Raw genomic sequence first — 240 nt, 5'->3', positions numbered from 1 at the left:
GGTAGTTGTACCAGTCGATCCAGTCGGTGAACGCGGTCTGGCGTTCGGTGTCCGAGGTGTAGGGGCGGTGGTAGGCCCATTCCTCGAGCAGGGTGCGGTGGAAGCGTTCGACCTTGCCGTTGGTCTGGGGTCGGTAGGCGCGGGTGAGCTTGCCGGTGGCGCCGAGGTCGGCCAAGGCCTGCTTCCACAGGGTGCTTTTGCGGTAGGACCAGGCGTTGTCGGTCAGGACACGTTCGATGC

The 240-nt window shown here is 65.0% G+C and carries 1 protein-coding gene; it reads right to left on the bottom strand.

The annotated features are described in order from the left end of the window. Nucleotides 1-240, bottom strand: a 240-nt coding sequence (locus tag RM779_RS33560; protein ID WP_311621569.1) for an integrase core domain-containing protein, incomplete at both ends; no start/stop codon positions are given.

The organism is Streptomyces johnsoniae (genome assembly GCF_031845565.1).
GTDB lineage: Bacteria > Actinomycetota > Actinomycetes > Streptomycetales > Streptomycetaceae > Streptomyces > Streptomyces johnsoniae.
The sequence above is the reverse complement of the archived record's forward strand: the minus strand, read 5'-3'. Positions and strand labels throughout refer to the sequence as shown.